At 58.3% G+C, this 775-nt stretch carries 1 protein-coding gene; it reads right to left on the bottom strand.

From position 1 onward, the window contains the following. The coding region (tssI, locus tag BN1129_RS14620; RefSeq protein WP_157013423.1) for a type VI secretion system tip protein TssI/VgrG at positions 1 to 775 on the bottom strand (775 nt) is incomplete at both ends.

Raw genomic sequence — 775 nt, 5'->3', positions numbered from 1 at the left:
CCGTCCTGCTTGTAGCGGCCCGGATAGTCAAAGTGCTGGTAAGTGTCGCGCTGGTGCTCGAGCTCAGCCCCCATTTTCTTCTGGGAGAGGCCATAAGCCGGGGTCTTGAAGCTGTAGTCCTTGAGCTCTACATCCGAGGGGCGCACCGATTCGCGGTAGTGGAACTGGCGCACATAGGCACCCTGTTCCAGCGAACGGTTGCCGAGGTTGAAGAAGAGCTCAGGGCCAGCTGTTAATGCAGCCGCATCGTCGGCAAACACGATACGGTGCTTGCCTTGCTCGAATTCGTGAAAGTAGAACAGCCCCTCTTCGGCGGCCAGGCGGTTAACGAAATCGAGGTCGGTTTCGCGGTACTGCACGCAATATTCCCTTTGGGCGTGCTCGTTTTTCAGGGCAAAGGCGTAATCGGTAATGCCGTGCTCTTGCAACAAAATGGAGAGGATTTCGTCAGGCTTTTGCGCCTGGAAGATACGGGAGTTTTGGCGAAGCGAGAGTCGCCACAGCGCCGGTTTGACTTCCAAGCTGTAACGGGTACGGCGAAAGCCGCTGTCCCCTTGGGCAAAGTCGCTCACCACGCCACACACCCGGCGCTGCAGCTCGCCGTGGTACCACACCATCAGCTCGCAGGGCTGGTCCAGCACAGCACCGAAATCGATATCGGGCTGAGCGCTGGCCACCTCCAGTTTGAGGCTAAACGGGCTGTTCAAGCCCTCATCCAGCTTGAAGCTCGCGACCGCAAAGGTGTTGTCAGCCAATGCGCCAACCTTGACGGTGA

Origin of the sequence: Aeromonas popoffii (assembly GCF_000820025.1) — a bacterium.
Lineage (GTDB): Bacteria > Pseudomonadota > Gammaproteobacteria > Enterobacterales > Aeromonadaceae > Aeromonas > Aeromonas popoffii.
The sequence above is the reverse complement of the archived record's forward strand: the minus strand, read 5'-3'. Positions and strand labels throughout refer to the sequence as shown.